Raw genomic sequence first — 22,325 nt, 5'->3', positions numbered from 1 at the left:
TGTTTTTTAATTACATCTTCTCTTCCAGTGCTACATCTGGATATTTATCCGCAAACCAGCGGAGGGCAAAGTCATTTTCAAAGAGGAAGACTGGTTGGTCAAAGCGGTCTTTAGCCAAGATATTTCGGCTAGATGACATGCGCTCATCCAAGTCCTCTGGTTTAATCCAACGAACTGTCTTTTTACCCATCGGTGTCATGACTACTTCTGCATTGTACTCGCCTTCCATGCGGTGTTTGAAGACTTCAAACTGCAACTGACCAACAGCACCGAGCATGTATTCACCAGTTTGGTAGTTCTTGTAAAGCTGGACGGCTCCTTCTTGCACCAATTGCTCGATTCCTTTGTGGAATGATTTTTGTTTCATGACGTTCTTAGCTGAAACTTTCATGAAAATTTCAGGTGTGAAGGTTGGGAGTGGTTCAAATTCAAATTTATTTTTACCAACAGTAAGCGTATCCCCAACTTGATAGGTTCCTGTATCGTAAACCCCGATAATATCACCAGCAACCGCATTCTCAACATTTTCACGGCTCTCTGCCATAAACTGAGTCACGTTGGATAGCTTAGCCCCCTTACCAGTACGAGGCAGGTTGACAGACATACCGCGCTCAAATTCACCCGAAACAACACGCACAAAAGCAATACGGTCACGGTGACGTGGGTCCATGTTGGCTTGAATTTTGAACACAAATCCTGAAAAATCTTGATTGAGTGGGTCAATCACTTCACCTTCAGTCGTCTTATGACCGTGAGGTTCTGGCGCAAATTCTAAGAAAGCATCAAGGAAGGTCTGTACACCAAAGTTTGTAAGGGCTGATCCGAAGAAAACAGGGGTCAATTCACCATTGAAAATAGCTTCTTGTGAAAATTCATTTCCTGCTTCTTGCAAAAGCTCAATATCTTCCAAAACTTGGGCATAGAAAGGATTGCTCCCAAAAAGCTTGTCCCCCTCTTCGATGGTCGCAAAGCGTTCATCCCCTTTGTAGAGTTCCAAGCGCTCATTGTGCAAGTCATAGAGACCCTCGAAGGATTTCCCCATGCCGATTGGCCAGTTCATTGGATAGCTGGCAATGCCCAGCACTTCTTCCAATTCTTCCAAAAGGTCAAGTGGCTCACGTCCATCACGGTCCAATTTGTTAATAAAGGTGAAAACTGGGATATTACGGTGTTTCACAACTTCAAACAGTTTTTTAGTCTGCGCCTCGATCCCCTTTGCAGAGTCAACGACCATGACCGCCGCATCCACCGCCATCAAAGTACGATAAGTATCTTCAGAGAAGTCCTCGTGCCCTGGCGTATCCAAGATATTGACGCGTTTACCAGCATAGTCAAACTGCATCACAGATGAGGTAACAGAGATACCACGTTGTTTCTCGATATCCATCCAGTCAGACTTGGCAAAGTTCCCTGTCTTTTTTCCCTTAACAGTTCCCGCCTCGCGGATTTCCCCACCAAAGTAGAGCAACTGCTCCGTAATAGTCGTCTTACCAGCATCCGGGTGAGAGATGATGGCAAAAGTACGACGTTTCTTAATTTCGTCTTGTAATGTCATATTCTTTCCTTTTTCTTTTTTAAAATAGCAGAGCTATCATCTATATCTTATCCGTTTATTTTTTTACATTGGTAAACTCCTAATACGTAAAAAAGTAGAGCTAGACCTCTAACTCTACTATTATACCCAAACTAAGGCTTTTTATCAATCCTTATCAGCTGAGAGTACCAAGGAAGCCTGTAAACTTTTCTGAAAAGCGGTCGCAGTCAAGGTCAACAAGAGAATAAAGACTCCACTGACTAGAAATAGATTGAAGACCGGTTGTTGACTATGCAAAATAGGTGTATCTGCTAAAAAGCCGTAATTTCCTCCTGTCAAAAAATTGACCAGTATTAAAAGGCTATTTAATATAATTGTCACCTTAGCAATCCAAAATGCATTTATCTGAACCAGTGTCTGACTCTCTTTCAAATGAAGCAAGCTTAAGGCGAATAAGCCAAAATGTCCTGTGAAGAAAAAGAGATTCGTCACATGAAAAAGAGGGTAGGGATAAAATGCAGGATAAATCATGGCTAAGATAGAACCAACCACTCCAATTAAGGCAAAATAATCCTTGATTTGTCCTTTAGGGCAAAATAAGAGTATAAACATAGCCATTCGACAATGATAAAGTGGCAATAGCTCAGATAAGGGTAGGCTTGCCCAGATAAACCAAGTATAGACTACGATTAGCTGAAACAGCATGCCATTACGCCAAATCTTTTGAAAACTAGCTTTGTGACTCCAAAGTTGGACAGCATAAGCAATCAAGATTAAGCATAAGATGGACAAAAAGTGTATCGATAATGGAAAATGAGGTAATTCGGTACGAAGTGGTGAAAAAAATGTGTGCATTTGTTCATCTTTCATTCAAGTATTTCATTCTATTATACCAAAAAACGAGGCTAGCTCCAACACCACAAAAAACAAGCAATAGATCTGCCTGTTTTACATCTTATTTCTTATTCATTAGAGAACGTAGATAAAAAGTGGTTACTAGGCCAATCGAATAAAAAGCTAGAAAGACTATAAGCGTCGTCGTATAAGATTGAGACCAAGAATAGTTTTCCGACAAAAGAATGGGACCGAATAAACCTGCTGCTGCCCAGGCCGTCAAGCTATAGCCGTGCAAGGCGGCTAATTCCTTAGTTCCAAACATATCACTGAGATAGGCTGGAAGAAGGGAGAAACCAGATCCATAGCACTTCATGAGGACAGACATAGCAATGGAAAAGAGCATCGCTTCCTTGGCAAAGAAGAGGCTAGCTGTCATCCCTAAATTCACCAAGAAAAGGATGAAAAAGGTCAAGGGACGGCCAATATAATCTGAAAAACTTGCCCAAAGAAGACGACCAAAGCCATTGAAAATCCCTAGTAACCCAACCAGTACCGCAGCTGATTCAGCAGATAACCCTGCCATATCTTGTGCCATTGGAGAAGCCGCTGAGATCAGGCCTGTCACGCGAGGACCAAATCTCTCAACCAACCGTCCCATAAAAGCAGCTGACATCCCCAAGCAAAAAATCGCTAAACTAAAGGCAAAGGCCACCGCAAAAACATCCCAGGAGGTTTCTTCCATAATAGGGTTTCGATAAACACTCCAAGCATAGGTCGAACCCAACATCAAGTGTAAGACAACACCGAATAATGCAACAACGTATCGATTTGTTTTCTTCAAAAGAAAGCACCTTCAACGAACATTTGTTTTGTATTTTTTATTTCGTTCGCAAAAATACTGTATCAGATCTCTTTTTCTTTGACTAGAAATATGCTCATGAACCATTTTCTAAACATTCCTAACACTTTTTAGAAAAATATGGTTTAATAGAAGAAAGAACTATTCTAAGGATAAATCATTATGCAAAAAACACCTTCACTAAGCAGTTTTTTCCTCCGAAACTTGGCCATGATTCTCATGCTCATCGACCACACTGGCCTAGTCTTCTTTCCAAATCACATCTGGATTCGGGCAATTGGACGGCTAGCGTTTCCCATTTTTGCCTTCTTGCTTGTCCAAGGATTTCTCTACACTCATGACCTGAGAAGCTACATCGGGCGTCTCCTAGCTATGGCCATTCTAACCGATATTCCCTATCATCTCATGTCCGAAGGAAAACTGGCCTACAGCCCTTTCCAAAATGTCCTCTGGACCTTTGTCATCGCCCTTATCAGCTTGGCAAGTATTGATTATCTCAAAAAATTAGAGAAAAAATGGGCACTGCTACCGATATTACTGGTCTTGCTAATTGCCTGTAGTCTAGCTGATTATCTAGGAACAGACTATGCCAGTCGAGGTGTCGCCATGGTGCATGTCTTCTACTTCTTCCAAGGACAGAGTCTTAAAAACAAAAGCTGGCAACTCTTTTTCTTCTTTATCATCAATGTCATCATGAAAAATTTTCCTCTAATCCAAGAATATGGCTGGGAGGCTGTTTATCAATCCTGGCAAATCTATGGTCTGGAAATTATCTCTATCCAGTACTGGGCGCTCACGGCTCTTCCTATCATCTGGCTCTATAGTGGCCAGCAAGGCTACAAATCCAAGATTAGCCAATCTTTCTCCTACCTCTTTTATCCCCTTCACATGTTGCTACTCGCCCTTATCAAGGTATTGTAAAAGGAAACAGTTCATCCTGCTTCCTTTTCTTATTTTTATTCTTCCAATCGTTTCACAATTTCTCCTAAATTCATGGAATTGCTTCCTTTGAGGAGAATTTGGTCATTTGGCTGAAGGACTTCTTTTACCTTATTAAAAAGGTCTTCAAATTGGTCTTCTTGGTCATTTTTCTTGAAGAAAAATACTTTTCCAATCGGAAACATCTGACTAGCTAGTTGGGCTAAATTTTCAATGTCTTGCCCGTAAAAAATAACCGTATCTAGGTATTCCGGGCTGAGGCTCATGATCATCTGATTGTGAAGAACCACAGACTGTTTGCCTAGTTCCTTCATTTCTGCTAGGACAGCAATTTTTTTGCCATCTGGATTGGCTGGAATGCTCGAAAATGTTTCCAAAATCAACTTCATAGCTGTTGGGTTGGCATTGTAGACATCTGATAAGATATCAGCTCCATTGCTGGCCTTTTTCCACTCTGTGCGGTTTTTGGTTAGTTGCAAATGCGCCAAGGCTTGAAGAATTTCCTCTTCTGCTATACCTAATTTTTGTCCAACAAAGGCAGCTATCATAGCATTGGTGGCATTGTACTTACCAGTAACAGGTAAATAAATCTCTTTTTCTAGGAAATTTGTCTTGAAGGTTAGGTGATCCTTGTACTCTGATAAGTCGCTAATAGACAGTGCAGCATTTTCCCCAAAACGAACCACATTCTGCTGCTTGGGTAAAAACTTATCAATGATGCTATCTGCTGGTGCTACCAAGAGTCCACCGACCGGCATGCCGTCTGCGATTTGAAGTTTCCCTTGGGCAATCTTTTCACGTGTTCCAAAGAACTTCAAGTGCGCTTCGCCAATTAGGGTCACAACACCGATTTTAGGCTTGGCAATCGTTGAAAGCAAATGGATGTCGCCCAAGTGATCCTGTCCCATTTCCAAGACCAGCATTTCCGTATCATCAGGCATATGAAGAGCTGTGTAGGGAAGACCAATTTCGTTATTGTAATTCCCCTGAGTCTTATAGGTTTTGTAAGTCGTTGATAAAACGTCACAAATCATATCCTTGGTCGTCGTTTTCCCATTCGAACCCGTCACAGCGATGACTTCCGCATCCATCTTTTCTAAATAATACTTGGCTAATTTTTGCAAAGACTTGAGGCAGTCATAGACCCAAATATGGGGTCTGTCTCCCAAATCTCTTTCAGAAAAAGTGGCCAGAGCACCATTTTCAAAGGCAATATCAATAAAGTCATGCCCATCACGCGCTCCTTGAAGAGGAAGAAAAAGATCTCCCGCTTGAATCTTGCGGCTGTCAAACTCGATATTTCCTAAATCAAAGTCTGGAAAGACTGTGATATCATTTCTAGCACCGACAGCCTGCGCCACCTCGTGTAAACTTAATTTCATGTTATTTCTCCAAAAGGGAGCGGGACAAGAATCGTGATTTCCTAGAAATCGATTTTGCCGTCCCGCCCCCGCACAGTTGACTAGCACCAAAGGTCTGGGGGACCTTTGGTGGCTATAAATATAGCTAGTGAAACTAGCTTCAATTATTCGAAATTGCTTGCATAGCAAGGAATGAGAACATTCAGTCAACTACTGCGTCAATCTACTTTATTAATAAATGTGAAAGACTCTAATTCAAATGGCTTTCGCGTTTTTCAAACATTTCCTGCGCCAAACCAACCAACTCTTCAATCAAATCTGGGTAGGCAAGCCCCATATTTTCCCAGAGAAGAGGATACATAGACCACTGAGTAAAACCTGGCATGGTGTTGAGCTCATTGAGATAAATTTGACCGTCTTCTGTCAAGAAGAAATCACAGCGGGAAAGGCCACAACCGCCAATCGCACGGAAGGCAGTTGCTGCGTAGTCCCGCATTTGGTCCATAATAGCTGCGTCAATCTGAGCAGGAATAGCCATGGTAATCTTGTTGTCGATATACTTGGCTTGGTAGTCGTAGAAGGCTACATCCTTCACAACTTCACCTGCTTCCGTTGTTTTCACATCTGCATTTCCAAGAAGTCCAACCTCAATCTCACGCGCCACAACGCCTTGTTCGATTAAGATACGGCTATCGTATTTGAGGGCTAGGTCAATGGCTGCACGCAACTCTGTCTCATCACCAGCACATGAAATGCCGACAGATGAGCCCATATTAGCAGGCTTAACGAAAATTGGGAAGGTTAATTTTTCCAAGGTCTCCGCAATAATATCCTCCAAATCAGCGCCTTCTACATAAACAGTATAGGCAACCTGTGGTACACCTGCTGATTCCAAGACATGCTTGGTCGTGATTTTGTCCATGGCAACACTAGACGACAGGATATTAGTACCGACATAGGGCATTTTAAGCACTTCAAGGAAGCCTTGAATCGAACCATCTTCGCCCATTGGACCATGTAAAACTGGGAAAACAACAGCCCCTTCTTCGTAAATATCGCTCGGTTTGATTTGTTGACTGGCAACAATGGTCTCATTTGTCATAAGCTTTTCATCAGCTGCTGGCTGACTTGAAAATTCTTGGGTCTTGATAAAGTCGCCAGTTTGCGTGATGAAGTACGTTTTGACAAAGAATTTTTCGTAATTTACGGCACGCATGACGCTCTCAGCTGAGAGAACAGACACTTCTCGCTCAGCAGATCGTCCACCGTAAAGCAGGACTAGAGTTTGTTTTGACATGAGTTTCTCTTTTCTATAAAATTCATTTCTATTATACACTAAATTGATAGACAGGACTAGAAAAAATCACAGAGAGTTTCTATTTGACTTATTCCCCGAAAGACTTGACGGTATTCCAATTTGACACTACAATAAAGGCAAATACAATATCTACCGGAGGTCAAAACGATGAAAAGTAAGTCAGAATTGCTTCATACGTTTATCATCGCTGCAGCCATTATTATCAGTGCATTCACCATTGGAAAATCCATCTCCAATGGTTTGGATAGTATTGCTCAAACTACTGAATATGGTTTCACTATCATCAGTAACCAATTAGACACCACCATTCGTAACTTACCCTACAAGAATTAAAGGAGCTGGGCTCAAGTCCAACTCCTAATTTTATTTAAGCTAGAATTGCAAGACGCAGTGGTTGATTGGCATCTTTGTTCGCTTTTCAAGCTTCAAAGATAGCCCAATCAACTGTACGGGGGTGGGAGAGAAAAGGTCCAGTGGACGTTTTCTGCCTGAGCTTAAAAAATAAGGGAGCGAAGGGAACTCTTTGCTAATTGCTATGAGTTCTTTCCCACTCCCTTATTTTTACAATTCTGTTCGGTTTTCAATCGCGCGCAACAAGGTTACTTCGTCAGCGTATTCAATGTCAGCTCCGACTGCTAGTCCACGCGCTAGGCGGGTCACTTTGATACCTGCTGGTTTGAGGACACGAGAGATGTACATGGAGGTCGCCTCGCCATCAGCCGTTGCGTTAGTGGCAATAATGACCTCTTCTACTATGCCATCCATGAGGCGGGTAATCAGTGTTTTGAGATTGATGTCATCTGGACCAACTCCATTCATAGGAGAAATCAGCCCGTGCAACACATGGTAAAGGCCGCGATATTCTTGAATATTTTCCATGGCAGATACATCACGACTATCTTCCACAACCAAAATTTTGGTTTTGTCTCGCGTCTGCTCTTGGCAAATACCACAAGGATCTTGGTCTGTCAAATTGCCACAAATGGAGCAATAAGACAGTTCCCGTTTGGCAGCCAAGAGGTTTTTAGCAAATTCATTGACCACATCGTCCTCCATCCCGATGGTATAAAAAGCCAGACGAGTCGCTGTTTTAATACCAATACCGGGCAATTTAGAATAAGAGTCAATCAGCTTAGCAATAGGTGTTGGGTAGAGCATGGTTTTTCTCTCTTTTTTTAATTTATTTCAAAAACGTTGATTTCAAGGGTTTTTCAAGGTGCGTTTTTCTTGTTTCGCTCATATTTTTTTGAAAAAATATGAACCTTTTGCCCCTTTTTTGCCCCCTATTTTAATAATTTCCTTGGAACATTATAGCATAAAAACCCTTGCCAACACATCCATCAAACTCATAGTCTTAACAATCTCATCAGCCTGCACTTGATCATCATCAGTCAAGTAGTCCACTATCTGACCATTTTTGACTACCACTCGCACACTATCTCTGTTCACCAGTCCTGCGTCAACCGCTCGTTTAAAATCGTTTAAATCTAACATGTTTCGTCCTCCTTGTCTATATATTCGTAATCATAAAAGAAAAACCACTTGTAAAAAGTGATTTTATAGTAAAAATAACATTGATAGTATTACTGATCCAAAAGATAAAATCATTATGGATAGGTAAAATCTATGTCGTCCAAAAATATGTCCTAAATGATTGCAGCGACCTGCACAAGTACATGATCTATCAACAAAAACTCTTCCTGTTATTTTTGCAATCCATAACAATTGAGCATACAGTACCGTGAACAAGAACATGACTAACAAACTAGAAATAAAGATTGTTCTAGGTAAAGAAACATTAGTACTACCTAAATTCTCTAATATTTTCGCCAAGGCGTCAAAACCACCGAACATAACAAATACAAAAGAAGAAAACACTCCCAAGATGGCGATAAAATCTGTATAAATACTTTCTAATTTGTCTGTTGTACGTTTTAATCGCTTCTCAAGATCTTTATTTTCATTAGAAAGCTTTGATACATTTAACTGCTCAATAGAAATTTCAGAACGGAGATCCCAATTCCGTTTTTGCATTTCATCTCTTAAAGAAACATAAAGATGATGCCTTTGAACATAAGATAACTCAGCTTGATTAACCATTTTTATAAGTTTTCGCTTAGAAGTATCTTCTAAATAATTGCCAATAATATCTTTTACTCTTTCAAAAAAAGAAGAAAATTCCATGTACTCATTAGTGTATATAAATTTAGCAATCTTTTGATACTCAATAAGTTCACTATCCTCGCGCTTTGATATTTCTTCGATTAAATTATCTATATCTTTTTTTAATTTATCAGATATATTTAGCGCATTTTGAGTGGAGTCATCATCAAATTCAATTGGCGATTGGACAATCTTCTGATTGTATTTTCCAGCAATCTCGTTTTCAACTAATGAAATAAAAAGTTCTTCAATGGTATAAAAATGATTAGCCATTTCTCAAAACCTCATCTAACGGATACGGAACATTACTTCGTCCTAGAATTATTTGGCTTTCGTTGTTTCTCCAAAATGGATGTGAATGACTCGCGTTTACCATTTGGAAAACGTTAATATTTAAGAATTTATCAATCAGATCATTTAAAGGAGCATACTCTAAATGACTAGAATATTCTCCTAATATTTTATCAGACCCAAACATATAGAATCTATTGTATTGAGATTCCACAACTGGACCATAGCGCCATACCAAAAAAGGTTCATTATATATTTCTTCTTGCTGATTCCTATTTAAAACTGCACTTGAATTTCTAAGTACAAAATACATAACCTTTTGTAAAGTCAAGTTAGTAACAGGTATATTATTTTCATTTGCTCTTGCAAGAATATGGTTAGCAAACCGTTCCATTGTCATATATATACCTCCTTCATAAAATAAAAAATAACACAAGCAACACATCTGTCACCTATGTTTATATAACAATTATATTATACAAATTAACAAAATTCAACGAAATTTATCGATTGTTTTTTTATAATTACGTAAAAAGTTTCTTAAAAATCGAAAAAACGATACTTTTTTTTGAAATTGAGCTGATTTTAATTGGAAATATCAGTGAAATTTTTAAACTTTTTCAGAAAACAAATGTTGATTTTTTATGATGTTTTTTTATAATTATTCCATGAAAGGAGAAATTTTATATGAAAAAAGTATCATTATTTTTAAGTTTTATTATGTTTAGTCTTGTGTTAGCGGGATGCCAACCTACACCTATTCAGCTCCCAAGCACAATTGCTGGGAAACCTATTCAGTCAGTAACTGTTAAAGATTTAAAAAGACTCGGAGTGATTGACCATATTAAAAAAAGAATTCACTTGCTAAAGGTTGACGATGAGGATGCGTATGAGTTTCTCATCAAGAACTACGGGCATCAGTTGTCGGAAGAAGTAATTCAATATCTTGTAGATTAGAAAAAACACAGCCAGTATTACTGGTTGTGTTTTATTGTGGATTGAAGCTACTACAAACTCCCTTTAAAATTGACTTCTATATTAAGTCTTTTATGATCTTCTGACACATAGGCCCCTATTACTTCCAACTTGCTTTCTCTTGGAAATAAAAATTCCAATTCTGAAGGAACATAAGAATACGGTTCAACAAATGCCGCATAACTTCCTCTCTTGACTCTAATTCTCAATTCTATAGGTCTATGTGTCATCGCTCCATTTTTCAAAGCTGTGGTACTCATAAAACTATGCTTTGTATACAAGGTTCCAGAAACTATCTTATCCAATATCTCTGGAGCAAACTGACCGTTTACATAATAGGTTGCCAAGTCTTCTTCAGTTAAACCCAAATCCAATAAAAAGGACGAATACACATAGCGATAAACAATAATATTCCAAGGAATCATCATCTTATGAGTAGCCTGATCTAACAAAGTAATCTCTTTTTGAAGCTCTGGTTTAAGTGTAGTAATCTCTCCTTGAGCTGCGTCAATACTTGAATTGATAGGAGTAGCCTTATTATAAGTATAATCATGCATTATCTGCTTCTCAGAATCTGTAAATACGACATTTTTCGCAAAACATCTGTTGGCAATATACTTTGTAACATCCGAATCATTAAACTTAAAGTAGGCTGCGTCTTCGCTAAATACAACAGAATCAGTCTCGTCATAATAGTCAGCTGCAAATACCGTAGCTTGTCCTGCAAATAAATACAGCACACATGACAAAGCAAGTAACAAGTGTAAAACTCATTGTTTCATTTCTATTCTCCTTTTTTAAAAAACTCCGGGATTGCTCCCAGAGGATGATTTTATTTCATTGATACTTTCTTGATTGATGTCTTTTTCATTCGACTATATGTATTCAATCTACTTTCATGTAAGGTTGCAGGCACATAATAACCTTCTGGCGTCTTACGAATCCCTATCACAATAACCTTCTTCTTCTCGTCTTTATAGAAAACAACGCTTAGTTGCATTGTATTCCTCGTTAAATCTTTATCAAGTATACAGACCTTAACTTTATCTTGATAAAATATTTCGTAGAAAAATTCATAATTACGAACTCTTGGAAGAACTTCTGAAAATCTGCTGTGTTTGGAGTAGTCACTTAACATAAATTGGCTACTTTTCACAGATTCGATCCATGTCCTAGCTCGTAGTCCAATACCTAATTTGTGGATACCTAAAATATGATATAAATCCTCTACTTCAAATCGTACAAGTATTTCAGGTAATTTATTATAACTCGTTTGGAACAAACATTGTTTCCCGCTGAAATTCAATTCGTAATCTTCTACAATCTCTTTAATATCCACTAGATAAATCTTTCGTCAAAAATAAAAAAGCGCGGGTCGGATATTCCACCGACCGGGGCTAACGATTAAGAGTTGAGGACTCTTAACTCTCCTTAGTGCTTCTTAGGCTTATCACCAGAGAACAGTTCTTAAGCTCTGCCAAGCCGTATAGCGCGCTTCTGCTATACGCTCAAATGAGTTTAGAAGTGGTTAGAAAGGAGGTAGTAAATGATATTTTTACTGTTCTTTTAACCACCCCCATTATGACATATTGTTTCGAATTCGTCAACAATTTAAAAAACGCAAAAAAAGCCTCTGGGATTTCCCAGAGGCTCGTTTTTATTTTAGACCATCAATCAATTTTTTAACCGTCACATCATCAAGTGTAGACTTCTCAGCCTTACCTTGCCATGCGTCGAATGTTTTGGTGTCAAGTTGGTAGTGTTTGACACCTTGATTCCAAAAAACGGTTGGCATTTTAGCATCTAAGATTGGCAAAAACTTGCCACCCATCATAAGTGCAATACCACGTCCTTCTGCTGAAATTGTAATCACGTCTGTTTCCTCATTTTCTTTCTTTTCTTCTTGTGGTTTTTGTTCTGTAACGTCATACGGCAATCTAAACCAGCCAATGACACCTTCGTAATTCCGACTGTGGTTACGAGTATAGCCACCGCCGCCCTCTTCGAGCTGGTCGTTTATACCATTACCGTTATCGTCTCGGTAACCGTCGATATTTTGCTCAATGGTTGTCATACCATTTTGATCCGCAGAGACCACCACACCGATGTGTCCGAACGGGTCACCAGCTCCCCACCGACAAACGAAGAAATCACCAGCTTGTGGAATAAGCTCTGGTGAGCCATCGTTGTAGATGACTTCAAGACCTTGTTGTTCTGCCTTAGTCAAACCATCTTTTGCATTTGTGTAAGCCAGATTCTTCTGCCCAGCTGTAAAATGCTGCACGATATGATCGATTAAGGCTACACACTGTCCACCATACCGGTTGGTTGGTACTGTAATCTTTTGGCCAACAAGGCTCTTAGAATATGCTACTACATCATTTGCTTGCACCATTTACTTCCCCTTTCCAGCTGTCATTCATCTGCTTAACCGCTGACTCGATAAAGGTCTCCAACTGTGATTCCGATAGCGTGATATTGTATTTTGACAACTCGCTGACGACACGACGTTTAGCCATATCGTACTTGTCAATGTGATTGTCGTCGTCAATCGCTACAATCTGCTCTACTGCATTGACTGCATTTTTAGCCACGATTTCGGCAATTAAAACGGCTTTTTCGCCACCTTTAGCTGTAAGGTAGGTTTTTACCTGTTTAAAGGCTAAACCAGCTAAAATTGTTAAAATAGACAGCGCTGTGTTGACAATAAGTGTTGTGATGTCGTTCATGGTTATTCTCCTTTTTCGATTTGATCAAGACGGTCATTCATCCGTGACATTTCTTTTTGCACATTGCTGACAGTATGCGTGATGGTTGACAGTTCGACTGTAGTTTTTTCCAAATGGTTCATCAGACGGTCTTCTCGTCTGTTGGAATCCGCTTTTGAGTTCTCGTGGAACTCCATCAACTTTTTCTCGCGTTTATCCGACGTGCGGACCAAGTAGCCAACCACGATGATAAACAAGAGGACAAAGAGGATTGCCCAAACCGCTTGACTTGTAGCAATTCTCTCCGCTTGTTCTACTGGAATTCCCATAGATTATTCCTCTTTACTTACAGTTGGCTCTGTCCAGTCTGGATTTCCGTTTTCGTCAAATTTCATGACATAGTAATCAAGGTTAAAGAGATCTGCGACGTTGATTGTGGTAGTTGTGCCACCCCATTGGTTAAACGCCCAAACGGTTTCAACTTCCACAAATTGACGTTTACCTTTTACAATGGCTGGGCGCTTCTGCACGTCGCGATACATGTAAAAGTCATTTTGCGCGTTCTTGCAACGGATGAATTCGCCGTTTTCCTTCATGTACTTCAAGGCTGTCGCGAGGTCAAAAGGTTGTGTGATGGTATTGATATCAAGTAGTGTGTTTTCCGTAATAAGTCCTGCCATGGTTATTCTCCTTCAATGATTTCTGGTTGTGTTTGTTCGTTAAGTAGCGCGGTTAATTCGTCTACTTGTGCTTTTAGGTTAGTAATTTCCTGCTGCGCTTCTGACAATTGGACCGCCAGCACATTCTTGGTTGTGGACTCATCTGCCAATTTGGTAGACAATTCGTTGATGGTTAAGCGTAGCGCTTGATTGATTTGTTCTTGTGTCATTGTTTCTCCTTAACCTATATTGTTAGTATTGTACTCGTTGATGATAGCTTTTCTCAGATCGTAGTTGTCGAGATTCCATCCAATCCCATTTAGGTGCAACCAGCACTTCCAAAGGGATTTTATGGATTTGATAATGTTTGCCATTTCGTAAAATCCGTCAAGTTTTGTCGTTGATATACTCAGCTGTCTATTAGACGAAAAGGAATCGCTTAGAACAATCTTGTCTCCGTATATCTCAGTTTGGTCTGTTGTATCGTTTGACCTAAAAATTCGGACACCTGCAAATCGACCAGCACTTTGCGAGTTGATACCTTCATTGTGCGATGTAACACCTAATCCAACGTAAGTACCGCCTGCACTTGCGTCATTAAAATGCAAAAAACCAGTAACGTCTCCTACTCTGCGTCTCAGAGCATTTCCAGAACTGTTAAAGTCAATTGTTGCTGATGAGTTGAAAGAGATATTTGCCTGATTAAGATTGATGGACATAGCTCCATTTGTTGCATTGAGTATACCACCGCTAATCTTAGTAGCTGACAGCGTAACAGCTTGCACCTGTGCAATAAATGCATTTTTGGCAAACAATTGAGATAAATACGCTTCGTTTACAGTCAACTTGTTGAAAAAAGCCTGGTCAACTTTGAGCTTATCTGCCGTGATAGCTTCAGTCGCAATTCGTGCTGCATCTAGGTAACCTGTTGTTACTTTACCTGCGTCAAGACCAGCAATCTTAGCAGATGCAATGACACCATCTTGGATGTAAGTCGTGCCAGTAATCTGCACCAACTTACCGTCAATCTTGACTGTACCGTCCTTGTTTAGGTTTAGCTGATTTAGCACTGTTCCTGCACTTGTCAGATTTTTAATAGACCATGACCCTGCCAGTTGGCTCATCTGTGTCTTGAGTCCATTAGTACCCAGTACTTCAGACTGGATTAAGTTCGCCGTCTGTGTGACTCGACTGAGATTATCTAATATCGTGCCAGTAGCCCCGACAGACCCGATGGTCTGCGTGTGGCTATTGACTGTTTCTTCGACTCTGTTAAAGTTTGTGACGGTCGTTAGATCCTCTGTTGCTAGTGACCAGTCCGAAGCAATAGGACCGCGATTCAGCTTGTAACCACCAGCCATGAACCAGCCTTGGTCGCTAGGTGACATCGCAAAGCGTGGTCTGATTTTACCGTCTCTAGTCGGCACAAAGGTAATTTTAAAACGTTGGATTTCTGGACCGACACTCTCGATTATTGTTTCACGACGAGTCGCACTAGTAATGTGATAATCCCATGTATCGTACAAGTAAAAGTACAATCGACCTGCGTTTTCTCTAGCAATATAAGCTGTAAAAGTATACTCAACCCCAGATTTTACTGTAATTTCAATTGACGGCGACGTTTTAGCACCACTCGACCATTTTTTAAAGGTAAAAGGATAGCCGTCTACTATCTCATCAACGAGGACTGCACCTTCTGTGTACCAGTCATCTTTGTGTGTATTCCCTTTCTTGATCATATCCTTTGTGCCACGCAGTAGATTTTGACTACTGATGTCAGTCGGAATCATGTTTCTAGTCGCTGTAATCTCTTGCGTCAGACCTTCCGCAGTCTGCGTAATCTTCGTCTCAGCGTTGCTCACACGACCTGTCAGCGTGTCTAGCGATGACTGGTTAGCCTTGGACTGCAACTGCTGAGATGTCTGATTGAGTAGTGTCTGCGCTTCTGAGAGATTGCCTTCTGTGGTTTGCATGCGTTGCGTTAGATTAGCGTAGTTTTGATCAGAGGATTGCTTGTATTCTGCCACTACTTGCCGAATATCCTCGTTAGCCTCGGACCAGTCTTTATTGAGATTGCCATCATACAAAGCTGGTGCACACATATAAAAATTGTTAGTCTTGCTAAAATGACGACCTAAAATGACAGATTTGTCAGTTGTGGTACTAGCTCCATTTTGAGTCCAGACAATCCAATAACGTTTCCATTCTGTACCTATAACAACTTTAGCTAGACCATCTGGGCTGTTACCACTGTAACCAGTGCTTGATAGAGAGCTAGTAGTCGTGTTAGGACTATAAAAATAACAGTGAATTTCTGTTTGTGCGTCTGCTTTTGCGTAAAATGAGACAATGTACATATTTCCATTTACAATTACAGATGTGTGTTGACTAAATGTATCTACATAACTCTGTGTATAGCCTTGCGGAATAATACTTTTAGCAATTGTAAAACCTTGATACGTATCTGTCGTATTAAACCTGTTTCCGCGACTATCAGCTAACGTCTTAGTGTTTGTCAATAGATTACGACTGCCGACAGACAGATTTTCGTACTTAGTCGTCAATCCACTCAATCCGTCTTCGACAGTCTTCGTTCGTTGATTCACGCTACTAATCTGACCAGCATGACCATCCACGGTTTTAGACAGCTCTGTGACAGTCATTTTAGTACCGTTAGCGGTATCCTCTACTGTCGTGACACGATTGGTTAAGTCCGTCTGTGCCTGAGCCTGTGCAAGTAGGTCTTTAGCTTGTTGAGTGAGTAGATCATTTGTGGATTGGAGCTGGTTGCCAAAATTAGCGATTGACTGGTTCGCGCTCGTGGCGATCTGCTTAGCTTCTTGAGCGAGGTTGTTAGACAGTCCGGCAATACGTAACGACTCTGCAATTTGAGCGTTTTGAGATTGTTCCTCTTGTGCGATTTGATTTGATACCTGCTCTATCTGCTTTCTGATATCAGTAGCTAATGATTCCGCTTTTTGGTTTGCACTAACTATGCCTTGCCGGATTCCTTCTTCCAGTTCGGTTTTAATAGCTCCTGTTTGTTCTTCAAATTTCTGGTTCACATATTCCAATTGTTGTTGGACTTCTGCTGCCAAATCCGTAGAGACTTGTTCAATTTTTTTGGCAAAAAAACCTTTGTAGATATACTGAGTATCGTTACCCGCTTTGCTATCTGCACTAATTTGTCCTGATAATCCACCTTTAAAGTTAAAGGACTGATGTAAGACAGGTACTTTAAACGACTCTCCCTTGTTGGTAACGATTGTCACCCAAGAACCAACGTCTAGTCGTAAGTGACCTTGGTATTTTAAGGAGTATGGATAATACCTCAAATCCTTCAAATCAGAATACAAAGAATCTAAGATATTCTGTATCATAAATGAGTTTTCTAGCTCAAGAGACCGACCTGTTCGCAAGCCTACAGACAATGTTTCCTTGTCTTTTTTGCAAGTAATACCAGCTATTTGATACTCAATTTCACTACGTTCCAAACCGTGCAAATAATAACTATCGGCTGTGATTGTCAGACCACTTTCTTTAAGACCGCGTATTTCTAATTTTCCATCGCGATTGAAAAAAGCAGAAAAGCCAAGCAATTGAATTGCCTGACTTAATACTTCTCGAAATGTGATGTCTTTTTTGCTTGGAGTAGACCGAATATGGTGCTGAATAGCTCTAAAACCTAAATCGTCAGTCTGCAACGTGATTCCTGTTTTAGCTACAATCTCTCTAATTACATCACGAATCTGTGCAGGATAGCTCAAGTCTGTAAGATATGGTTGATTTAGTTTAAACATTCCATCCATCAGGTCTAACATAGTCTGATTACGGTTGCGATCTAATTGGATATCATTGATATACCACTCACCCATCTTTGTCCATTGCAACCGACCGTCCACTAACAGACCGATTTCGGGATAAATCTTATCTAGCTTGTTAAAGTTAGTCAAGATTCGAGTAAAAACAATTTTGGCCGAGCCTGCCACGGTCCCCCCTGGCTTAAAGGTATCGCCAGCAATATAACCGTAGCTAAAACTTGCCTCTTTGATGTCGCTATTAGCATACGTTCCGACACGGATAGAAAATGTACGGTTCCTAGCTAACATCGCTTCGTTAAATGTTGCCATACTCACCTTACCTTTCTATGAAGTTCATTTTTAGACCAGACCATGGCTTTAAAGTATTAGCAAACGAATAAACTGGTGTTGTTCTGTCGCCGACATAAAAAGTCTTGGTGCTCTGTCCAGATAGCGGATCAGGATAGCTAACATCAAAAAAGACCGGAGAGACTGCGTTTAGTAAAGTCTGTATTTCATTCTGTGTCAACTGTCCCCACTCGAGCTCGATTTTTCTCTTTGTGGTGATGCGGTCGCGAACCATATCGCCATTTGCGTTTCGGCCAGTCTCTCCATCAATGTCCTGTATTCCTACCTGCATTGTCTTTGGCGCTTTAACAGTTACGCCATTTATGGTAAATGCGCTCAATTATCTCTCCTTTCTTTAAATGTTGAGCAGGATTTCTCCTGCCTGTTCCTGTGCTCTGTTGATTTCTCTGATAGCAAATCGTCCAAATTCTTGTCCGCCGATGTTGATGACGATATCTCCATCGCCGCTAAATCCGCCAGCCTGTGGTAAGCCTCCGCCTAACGCTCCGACAACTGCAGAGCCAACAACACGACCCATAGTTTGGAGGAACCCGGTGTTTTCAAGCGGCATTACAACCTCTTTGCCAGCTTCACCGATCATGGCCATTGTCGGACTATCGACGATACCACCACGAGCTAGCCTTGGGAAGTTTACGCTTGGCACATAACCAAGGCTCACACCAGGAACTGCGTTGATAATATTGATAACGCCGTTCATAGCGTCGATAAACCAGTTGATGGCATTTTCGGCCGTGGACAATACTGCGTTTACTGCGTATCTAAACGCTCCACCGATTGCATCTCCGACAGCGACACCGATATTTCCAAACATCCCTGTGATATGACTATAAATACCTTGGAAAAAGCTACCGACACTAGCGAACGCATTTGTCACATTGTTCCAAGCCTCACGGAATTTTGAGCTAAACCAAGACGGAATACTTGAAAGATTCGATTTCAATTCTTCGTATTTCTGGCTAAACCATAAACTTAGCGGGGTAAATATACCTGTAATAAAGGTCCATGCTTCATTGAACTTGGTTTGGAACCACTGCGCAACCGGGGTAAAGACAGCTACAACTTCTCTCCACCAGCGTTTGAAATTATCGATCATTTCATCGATATCAATTCCAAGATTTGCAAGTAATGTATCAATGATGCCTTTGAACAAATCCTTGATACCATTCCACGCCTTGTCCCAGTCGCCAGTAAACACCCCAGTCAAAAAGTCAAGTAATCCAGATAATGCTAATGAGATACCTCCGATGGTGCCTGCAATCCGCTCAATTACCACGATTAACGTAGATAGCAAAAAGTCAGCAAGCAATGCTAGGATTGGCATCAACACTTCTGCGAGCATGTTCCAGTACGGCTGTAGGTTTTCCTCCCAAATCGTCTTGATAAAGTCAAACAAACTTCCCAGAGCTTTGGAAATGTTGTCAATCGCCGGTTTGATGTGCTCATCATACATTTGACTAAATTTTTCACCAAACACAGTTAGTACAGGATTGATATGAGCATTCCACCCATCTATCAGAGTGCCGATAATCTCGGAAAATCCTCCCGAAAACGATTCGATAAATGGAGCAATATGCTTGTCGTACAGTTTGCTAATAGTTGCACCAGCATCATTTATATATGTTTCAAAAGTTTCAAAGAATGGAACAATTGCAGTAAACATGTTTTGCAGGGTAGTAGATAGCTTAGGAACATTGTCAGTAACTATCTTCTCAATAGCCTGCGCCAAATCTCCACCTAGGCGGCTACCAATGTCTATAATTGTGCTTCCTGCGCTTAAGACAGCAGATACAATCGCACTGCCAATTCTAACGGCTCCTGATGATGTAATTGCATCGTAAAAGCCATTTGATAGCTCTTGAGCAATATTTCCTGCGGCTTCGGCGACAATACCTAGATTGATAAACAAAGACACCAGAGCGCTCTTAATACGCTCTTTTTGACGCTCTAAGCCATTAGCAATACTTTCGGCAACAAAGACACCAAAGCCAACTGCAACCGTGGCTAGAGAACCCACGAATTGTCCCAAGGCATAAGCTATCTTGTCGAGCATGGTCTGAAATGACTTGACGACCTTTGGATCGGTAAAGATTTCCTGTAAGGTCTTTCCGATTCGAACGACTGCCGCTCGAATACGTTCTAAACCTTCCGCTCTAAACGAGGCGTTAAATCCTTTTTTAAATAGGTCAAACAGACCTTTTAGCTTATCTCCCCATCCATCAAAGATTGACTTGAAATTGTTATCCATGTCAGTGAGTTCGATTTCTGGCAAGATATCATTAAACCCACCTCCAGCGCCAGAGCCTTTCCCACCTTTGCCCTTGCCACCAGAGCTGGAATCATCACCGTCATTCGCTTTCAAAATGGAAATTTCATCGAATCCGGCAAGCCCAAGTAGTTCAGATTTGACTTTCTTGGCTTGTTTAGCTGCGCCACCAAGGCTGTCTGCCATATCATCTGCACCGCTACCAGCGTCACCCAAAGCGTCGTTCAAGTCCCCGGAGGTCCCTGCAGCATCTTGTAAGCCTTTGTTCGCATTAGCGACCGCGCCATTTTTGACGCTTGCTTTTTTGTTAAACATTAGTCCAACAAATTCAGCTAGTTTAGCAGTGATGTTTTTAAGAGCCATAGCCAGTGAATTTAGGACTGGCATTACTGCATTGACAACTGGCAATAAAGCATTACCAATATTTAGTGCAGCGTCCTTTAAAAGCGACTTAAACAGGCTTACACGACCATTAACCGAATTGGATAGTGTATCGCCATACTTAGATGTAGCCTGCTCCAAAATCGCCATGAGACGGATTTGTTGTTGAGTATTGTAGTCAAGGTCTTGCCAAGATTGTCCATTCGCGAACTTTTTAAAGGCTTCTGTGGACTCAATCATAGCCACATTGACGTTGATTCCTAAATCTTCTCAATAATGTTATCGCATGGCTTTTTATCCATACTTCTTACAATTTCTTGTAAGTTCGGCATATATTTTCACCTACAACCGAATTGTTTAGGTGCTTACCACTCGTGGGGATATTTTATTCTATACTTTTTGACAAAACAAAAAGCACAGGTTCAATCCCTATGCTCTACGGTGACTAAGCCTTTTTAATTGCTTAGTTTACCTCGGTATCGTCATGTTTTAATTCTTTGAAAGTGTACCCTTTATAATGTTTCTTTTCACCATTCAAAACTTTGTCAATAAAAGACCTAGCTGGAAAAATATCTTTTGAAGCATCGCTTTTTGATGTGTACTCCCTTGTTTCTCCAGTTTCAAGATGAATAGCTACGATAGGAATTTTAGGCTTGCCACCATCATATTTCCCCTTATTAGCTTCGCTGATTTTTCGTTTTGTTTCTTCAGAGTGCTTTTTACCAAAGAATGAGTTCTTAGAACCTATTCTTTTTTTGGCAATATCGCTCATTTTCTTTCTAAAATCATCATCTCGTTTTTTACCTGTATTTGATATTGAGCGTTTTTTAATGGCTGTTGGGTTATTAAAATATTTTGCGTGAGTTTTGTATCTCGCTTTTGCTTCAGCACTTAATTTCTCTTTGGTGCTTTCAGCAAGTTGTTTATCCCTAACTCCACCACTTTCAATATTATACGCATTGTCAGATAATGATATCCAATAACTTTCTCGTTCGTCTAAGATGTTATCAGATGCTTCTTCTAAAATAGAAAATTGAAACTCTTCTTCTCCAAACAAATTAAAATCATCTTGCATTTCTTTTGAATAATGCTGGTTATGACGAAGTTTATATTTGTGATCATCGAATCGTCTTTTTATATTCTTGGATTGACCAAAATAGCTTCTTCCTGTTTTGGTACATTTAATTTCGTATATAACGCCCATAATATCACCTCTTTTTAACCAAGTATATTATATCACATTTATACCGAAGTTTCAAATTAAAATTTAGAGTTCTACCGATTTTGGTAAGTTCTTAATCCGCTTATTTCTAAGCGGTGCGACAAAAGTCTATCGCTTCCGTATTCCCTAGCAAACCTGACCGAATCCGTTCCATGACATCTGTAATAGACCGCCCTGCGCCCTCTGCAATAACCGCTGATGTCTGTAACATTTTGCCTGTGTATGCAGATAACTTTTGACTATCTTTGATAAATCCACTAAATAAATTCGAGTAAACTCCAGCGTATTTAGTAGCCTCTCCAACAGACATGTTCATTGCGTTGGCATTTCTGTCAATCCATTTCAAAAATGTCTGACTGGACTCACCCATTTGCCGATTGATTTGGTTGATTGACGCTGTTACTTCAAGCGCCATTTGAGTAGAATACATGCCTAAATCAAGCATTTTCTTGCCAAGGTAAGCAAGAGAGGCGATTTTAGCCAATCGGCCAAAAGCAGCAGCAATACCGCCAGTCGCACCGCTAACAGCACTTCTAGCTCGTTTCGTGCTTTGCTCGACCTTGTCATTGGCCTGCTTGACTTTACCTTCAACGTCCTTCATCTTTTGCTTAAATGGACCAATCTCAGCCTCAATGATGACCTTTAG

General features: G+C 40.3%; 23 protein-coding genes and 1 pseudogene. 3 read left to right on the top strand and 21 right to left on the bottom strand.

Translation table 11 applies throughout. From position 1 onward, the window contains the following. Nucleotides 1-10: 10 nt before the first annotated feature. The 3 genes from ACHUFA_RS03115 to ACHUFA_RS03105 all read right to left on the bottom strand — a co-directional run bounded on the left by ACHUFA_RS03115 (nt 11) and on the right by ACHUFA_RS03105 (nt 3,212). Nucleotides 11-1,555 carry a peptide chain release factor 3 gene (locus tag ACHUFA_RS03115; protein WP_394404884.1) on the bottom strand — a complete coding sequence of 515 codons (1,545 nt, stop codon included), beginning with the start codon at nt 1,553-1,555 and terminating at the stop codon, nt 11-13. Nucleotides 1,556-1,699: 144 nt separating this feature from the next. Beyond that, a complete protein-coding gene (locus ACHUFA_RS03110; RefSeq protein WP_318530328.1) occupies nt 1,700-2,404 on the bottom strand; it encodes a TMEM164 family acyltransferase in 705 nt (234 codons plus the stop codon). Nucleotides 2,405-2,489: 85 nt separating this feature from the next. Next, nucleotides 2,490-3,212 (bottom strand): MFS transporter, encoded by a 723-nt coding sequence (locus ACHUFA_RS03105; RefSeq protein ID WP_222347294.1) that lies wholly within the window; start codon nt 3,210-3,212, stop codon nt 2,490-2,492. 180 nt (nt 3,213-3,392) lie between these two features. Between ACHUFA_RS03105 and ACHUFA_RS03100 the strand changes: the two genes are divergently transcribed. Beyond that, nucleotides 3,393-4,151, top strand: coding sequence for a TraX family protein (locus ACHUFA_RS03100; protein WP_394404883.1), 759 nt, complete (start codon nt 3,393-3,395; stop codon nt 4,149-4,151). Between the two features lie 35 nt (nt 4,152-4,186). Here ACHUFA_RS03100 and ACHUFA_RS03095 read toward each other — a convergent pair whose 3' ends face one another. Together ACHUFA_RS03095 and ACHUFA_RS03090 are read right to left on the bottom strand one after the other, a co-directional pair. Next, nucleotides 4,187-5,551, bottom strand: coding sequence for a UDP-N-acetylmuramoyl-tripeptide--D-alanyl-D-alanine ligase (locus ACHUFA_RS03095; RefSeq protein WP_394404882.1), 1,365 nt, complete (start codon nt 5,549-5,551; stop codon nt 4,187-4,189). A gap of 229 nt (nt 5,552-5,780) precedes the next feature. Continuing rightward, a complete protein-coding gene (locus tag ACHUFA_RS03090; RefSeq protein ID WP_394404881.1) occupies nt 5,781-6,827 on the bottom strand; it encodes a D-alanine--D-alanine ligase in 1,047 nt (348 codons plus the stop codon). Nucleotides 6,828-6,995: 168 nt separating this feature from the next. Between ACHUFA_RS03090 and ACHUFA_RS03085 the strand changes: the two genes are divergently transcribed. Further along, nucleotides 6,996-7,181: a hypothetical protein gene (locus ACHUFA_RS03085; RefSeq protein ID WP_222347290.1), complete on the top strand. Its 186-nt coding sequence runs from the start codon at nt 6,996-6,998 to the stop codon at nt 7,179-7,181. Between the two features lie 228 nt (nt 7,182-7,409). On the opposite strand, the gene recR is transcribed toward ACHUFA_RS03085, so the two are convergent. The 4 genes from recR to ACHUFA_RS03065 form a co-directional block, all read right to left on the bottom strand. After that, nucleotides 7,410-8,006, bottom strand: a complete 597-nt coding sequence (gene recR, locus ACHUFA_RS03080; protein ID WP_222347289.1) for a recombination mediator RecR — start codon at nt 8,004-8,006, stop codon at nt 7,410-7,412. Between the two features lie 150 nt (nt 8,007-8,156). Beyond that, complete coding sequence (locus ACHUFA_RS03075; RefSeq protein WP_222347288.1) at nt 8,157-8,342, bottom strand: competence regulator inhibitor paratox; 186 nt, start codon at nt 8,340-8,342, stop codon at nt 8,157-8,159. Nucleotides 8,343-8,405: 63 nt separating this feature from the next. Beyond that, on the bottom strand, nt 8,406-9,284 hold the full coding sequence (locus tag ACHUFA_RS03070; protein WP_394404880.1) for a hypothetical protein: 879 nt from the start codon (nt 9,282-9,284) through the stop codon (nt 8,406-8,408). Continuing rightward, on the bottom strand, nt 9,277-9,702 hold the full coding sequence (locus tag ACHUFA_RS03065; protein WP_222347286.1) for a Panacea domain-containing protein: 426 nt from the start codon (nt 9,700-9,702) through the stop codon (nt 9,277-9,279). Before ACHUFA_RS03065 ends, ACHUFA_RS03070 begins: the two co-directional genes overlap by 8 nt. A gap of 287 nt (nt 9,703-9,989) precedes the next feature. Between ACHUFA_RS03065 and ACHUFA_RS03060 the strand changes: the two genes are divergently transcribed. Next, nucleotides 9,990-10,259 (top strand): YajG family lipoprotein, encoded by a 270-nt coding sequence (locus ACHUFA_RS03060; protein ID WP_222347285.1) that lies wholly within the window; start codon nt 9,990-9,992, stop codon nt 10,257-10,259. 50 nt (nt 10,260-10,309) lie between these two features. Here the strand turns inward: ACHUFA_RS03060 and ACHUFA_RS03055 are convergent, their stop codons facing one another. The 12 genes and pseudogenes from ACHUFA_RS03055 to ACHUFA_RS03000 all read right to left on the bottom strand — a co-directional run. Beyond that, the gene (locus ACHUFA_RS03055) at nt 10,310-11,038 is read right to left on the bottom strand and encodes an ADP-ribosyltransferase (protein WP_318530327.1); all 729 of its coding nucleotides are present in this window, start codon (nt 11,036-11,038) and stop codon (nt 10,310-10,312) included. A gap of 71 nt (nt 11,039-11,109) precedes the next feature. Beyond that, nucleotides 11,110-11,616: a PBECR4 domain-containing protein gene (locus tag ACHUFA_RS03050; RefSeq protein ID WP_394404879.1), complete on the bottom strand. Its 507-nt coding sequence runs from the start codon at nt 11,614-11,616 to the stop codon at nt 11,110-11,112. Nucleotides 11,617-11,934: 318 nt separating this feature from the next. Continuing rightward, entirely contained in the window at nt 11,935-12,672 is a 738-nt protein-coding gene (locus ACHUFA_RS03045) for a CHAP domain-containing protein (RefSeq protein WP_394404878.1), read from the bottom strand. Next, complete coding sequence (locus ACHUFA_RS03040; RefSeq protein WP_394404877.1) at nt 12,656-13,006, bottom strand: phage holin; 351 nt, start codon at nt 13,004-13,006, stop codon at nt 12,656-12,658. Before ACHUFA_RS03040 ends, ACHUFA_RS03045 begins: the two co-directional genes overlap by 17 nt. A 2-nt stretch (nt 13,007-13,008) precedes the next feature. Further along, the gene (locus ACHUFA_RS03035; RefSeq protein WP_394404965.1) at nt 13,009-13,308 is read right to left on the bottom strand and encodes a hypothetical protein; all 300 of its coding nucleotides are present in this window, start codon (nt 13,306-13,308) and stop codon (nt 13,009-13,011) included. Between the two features lie 9 nt (nt 13,309-13,317). Then, on the bottom strand, nt 13,318-13,665 hold the full coding sequence (locus ACHUFA_RS03030) for a hypothetical protein (RefSeq protein ID WP_394404876.1): 348 nt from the start codon (nt 13,663-13,665) through the stop codon (nt 13,318-13,320). A gap of 2 nt (nt 13,666-13,667) precedes the next feature. Further along, nucleotides 13,668-13,874, bottom strand: a complete 207-nt coding sequence (locus ACHUFA_RS03025; RefSeq protein ID WP_394404875.1) for a hypothetical protein — start codon at nt 13,872-13,874, stop codon at nt 13,668-13,670. Between the two features lie 9 nt (nt 13,875-13,883). Continuing rightward, nucleotides 13,884-17,774: a gp58-like family protein gene (locus ACHUFA_RS03020; protein WP_394404874.1), complete on the bottom strand. Its 3,891-nt coding sequence runs from the start codon at nt 17,772-17,774 to the stop codon at nt 13,884-13,886. Between the two features lie 7 nt (nt 17,775-17,781). Beyond that, nucleotides 17,782-18,132 carry a DUF6711 family protein gene (locus ACHUFA_RS03015; RefSeq protein ID WP_394404873.1) on the bottom strand — a complete coding sequence of 117 codons (351 nt, stop codon included), beginning with the start codon at nt 18,130-18,132 and terminating at the stop codon, nt 17,782-17,784. 15 nt (nt 18,133-18,147) lie between these two features. Then, nucleotides 18,148-20,697: a phage tail protein gene (locus tag ACHUFA_RS03010; RefSeq protein ID WP_428848819.1), complete on the bottom strand. Its 2,550-nt coding sequence runs from the start codon at nt 20,695-20,697 to the stop codon at nt 18,148-18,150. A 223-nt stretch (nt 20,698-20,920) separates the two neighbouring features. After that, nucleotides 20,921-21,661, bottom strand: a complete 741-nt coding sequence (locus ACHUFA_RS03005) for an NUMOD3 domain-containing DNA-binding protein (RefSeq protein WP_394404871.1) — start codon at nt 21,659-21,661, stop codon at nt 20,921-20,923. A gap of 124 nt (nt 21,662-21,785) precedes the next feature. Then, a pseudogene (locus ACHUFA_RS03000) lies at nt 21,786-22,280 on the bottom strand (hypothetical protein); the annotation flags it as partial. Nucleotides 22,281-22,325: the final 45 nt, after the last annotated feature.

Source organism: Streptococcus hepaticus (assembly GCF_043656315.1).
Classification (GTDB): Bacteria; Bacillota; Bacilli; order Lactobacillales; family Streptococcaceae; genus Streptococcus; species Streptococcus hepaticus.
Note: the sequence above shows the minus strand (reverse complement) of the source record. Positions and strands in the feature narration are given on the sequence as shown.